Raw genomic sequence first — 3,154 nt, forward strand, 5'->3', positions numbered from 1 at the left:
TCTCATAAAGAAACGAGCGTGAGCCAGTCAGCGATTAGCGGGAACATTACGGTGCAGGCCCACAGCCAGAGTGGGCATTACACGACGGATGTGAGCAAGGCGGATGGGGCCTTAGACAATAAGTTTGACGCCACGAAGCTGGGTAATCAGCTTCAAGCCTCCCAAGTCGGCACGCAGCTTGTCGGAAAAGTCGTTGGGGAGGTTTCCGATGAGCTGGGGCCTTATACGGATAAGAACGGTGTGCATCATAAAGGCGTTCTTCCGGGGTTTGACGACAGAGACGTTACCAATAATTGGGCGCGTATTGCTCTAGAAACAGCGGGGGATGCGGGCATAGCGGCCGCAACAGGAGGGAATGCAGGAGCAGCCGCCGCCGCAACGGCGGGAGGGAAAGTGGCAGGAGGATTGGCTGCTTACCCAATTGGTTATGGGATGGGACGTCTGTTTGGCAATGGAACGAGCGTACAGATTGCAGCCAATTTAACGGATAATATTATTTCTGCTGGGGCGGGAGCGGCTCTTGGTAATACGATCGGAGTGGGTATAGGCGGCGCTTTGAATGGAGCCGGTATCGCTTCCATCATCAATCAATATAATGATACGGCGGCAGGAATTATCAAAGAAGCGCTCGCGGAAGGGGTAGCAGCACAATATATCAACGAGGTGCACCAGGGCGAATTGAGGCGGCACGTGGCTATAGCCTATGAGTGCGGGTTTGATGACCATAATGGTTTTTGGAAGGCAGATGGTGGAATAGGAGGCGTTGTACCTGATGAATATGTTTTACCCACCGACGAAAGCTTAAGGCAGATGGGAATTGATGGGGTCGATGGATTGCGGAAGATGTTGTACCATCCAATTGACGTTGTAACAGGGCAAGCTTCGGGTTTGCAGGGAGTTTTATATCTTCCAAAAGATCCATCTAATGCGGAAACGCCTCCTCTTCTTGTTTTCAAGGGGACAGATAACATAGCCAGTAGCATAAACGACGCGTTTCAATATCCTGGTTTGGAATTTATCTCACGCATTTTTGAAGGGGAAGGTGAATATGCTGCTGTGCAACAGCTTGCGAGAAAACTTCAAGGGACGCCTCTGATGAAGCATGTTCTTGTTGGCGGAAACTCCTTAGGAGGAGGGTTGGCCACGAGCTTTGCTGAACTAACCGGTATTAACGCGGTGGCAACTAACCCCGCATCGGTGAATATGCTTACTAATAGCGAGAATGCGCTTCTGGATAGTGCTTTTTTAGGTAAAAATGGTGATACTAAGGTAACGGCGAGTAGAAGAAATTTTGAGAAGCAAGAAATTGACCAAGTATATATTAATGGAGAATTTTTACATTTATTTCAAAATGGTGTCCATGAAGGCTTCTTATTAGGGGGATCTCCTTTAGGACACTATCTTCCATATGCTGAAAATGATAGTAAGAAGGGGATCACAGTATCATATGTGCCGACAGCAACGGTGGATAAGAACATGAATCCAATTTTGGGTATAGTGTATAAGCACTACAATAGCACTGTTGCGCGGGCTCTTGATGAGCAGTACCGTAACAATGTTAATCTTCTTAAGTCTAAGCTACATAAATGAGGATGTGTTATGGATAATGTATTTATTAAGTCTGTTTTCTTCTGGTTGTTTTTTTATTACATTAATTCGTTTTTCTTTAATGGAATTGAATTTTATATATGTTTCCATGTTTTAATTTCATTATTTTTAATATATAAGATGTCAATATATTTAGGTGATAAGAAATTATATAATATATATTCTTTTATAATCATGGTTTTTATTTCATTTTTCTTTATTTCTTCTCGTATTTCTGATGATTCTTCAAATTATGTTTTGTTTTCTATATTATATCCCATAACTGTTTTGATGAGTTTTTTATTATATGTGTCATTGTGGAGAATTGATATTATATATACATTATGCTATACTAGCATTTATGTGATGTTCTTTGTAATGTCTTTTTATATTCCATGCTTTCTCTCGGTGAATAAAAAAAATTATAAAAAGTATTTACCATCAATTTTTATATTGTTCTTACTTAGTACTTGTCACATAAGGAAGTGAGTTAAATTTTAATACGAAGAAGTGCTGCTAAGTCTACCGTGAAGACATTCTTTCAAGATTTTCTGAACTAACTGGTGTTAACGCGGTGGCAACACGCTATGATAAAACAGCTTCATCTTTCATATCCGTGCTCTATGTTGCCGCCTCCGTTGATGATTTCAAATCCTAACAGACTCTAATGCTGCTGCGTTTCATGTAAGTACTGAGAGACTGTATAATATGTCTGGATATTGGAAAGATGTTTCTATTAAAGCCCGAAATGATGAAGAAAAAATAGATAAAAGCTATATTAACGGAGAATTTCTTCATTTTATTCAGGATGGATTTCATATATAGGAACATATACATAAGAGCGAAACGACTACATTCATTCCTCCAGCAACGGCTGATATTGGTGATATAGAAGAATTTATAGATTATCATCTTGCTACTTATGTTAAGAGAGTACGTGATGAAGATTTCCATAATAAATGGAACTCTCTAAAAGAAATGATGAATAAAAAAGAAGGAGTGTATTAAGTGAAAAACCTTTCAAAAGACTCATCAAGGTTTCTTTTCTTTTACTTTATTTTAATTTATCTTCTTTATTTAAACAGATTTTTATATAGTTATTACATTTCCTTTTTTTTCTAGGGATTTTGTTTAAAAAACATATCATTATCAATGACATTTATACGTTACTAGTGGTAGTCATTACTTTTATGAGTATATCTCCTGTTTTTTTCTCTTTTCTTTATGTAATTACTATTTTAGTTATAATATTATATCCTATATTTGATATGGTTTTTATTTCTGGTAAGGTTGATATTTTTAGCGAAGGGAATCTACCTGAAAATTTATATTTTCTTGTTTTTTACATATGGACATATTTTTTTAGAAAAGAGCTGATACCTTATTTATATTTATTATTTTTTGTATTATGGTTTTAAATATTGTGATATGATATATTAATAGATCTCATGTATAAGAAAGAACAAATCTGAGAATGCGGGGAACGATGTCTCGATTATTGCCCGAGGCGATGGAGCGCATGATCAGACAAAGGGCGATATTGATTTAGCTGCGACGCAGGTTTTAG

Annotated in this window: 1 protein-coding gene; it reads left to right on the forward strand. The window is 37.9% G+C overall.

The features are described 5' to 3' along the window. A partial coding sequence (locus tag F457_RS13120) for a hypothetical protein (protein WP_040921139.1) occupies positions 1-1,590 on the forward strand: 1,590 nt, incomplete at its 5' end. Between the last annotated feature and the right edge of the window lie 1,564 nt (positions 1,591-3,154).

Origin of the sequence: Saccharibacter floricola DSM 15669 (assembly GCF_000378165.1) — a bacterium.
Taxonomy (GTDB): domain Bacteria; phylum Pseudomonadota; class Alphaproteobacteria; order Acetobacterales; family Acetobacteraceae; genus Saccharibacter; species Saccharibacter floricola.